We start from the raw sequence: 222 nt of genomic DNA, 5'->3' as shown, positions 1-222 counted from the left end.
TGCGTTGAGGATGGACATTCATTGTCTGTGTTTACAACCTCGGCGTAAATGGTTTGTGGTGATTCTGAAGTAAAGAAATTCTCAGGATTAATAATCGGAATTCCTGCTTCAAAGTCTTCTTCTGATGCATAGTAAATGACTTCTGTATTTGGGTCTCCCGCATTTGGATTGATTTCCTCATCTTTCTGCGTTAAATCGAATTCGCCTATTTCGTTGTCGGCT

The 222-nt window shown here is 40.1% G+C and carries 1 protein-coding gene; it reads right to left on the bottom strand.

Annotation, left to right across the window (positions count from 1 at the left end):
• On the bottom strand, nt 1-222 hold a 222-nt coding region (locus G7034_RS02075), incomplete at both ends, for a hypothetical protein (protein ID WP_166399308.1).

Origin of the sequence: Psychroflexus maritimus, assembly GCF_011089875.1 — a bacterium.
Lineage (GTDB): Bacteria > Bacteroidota > Bacteroidia > Flavobacteriales > Flavobacteriaceae > Psychroflexus > Psychroflexus maritimus.
The sequence above is the reverse complement of the archived record's forward strand: the minus strand, read 5'-3'. Positions and strand labels throughout refer to the sequence as shown.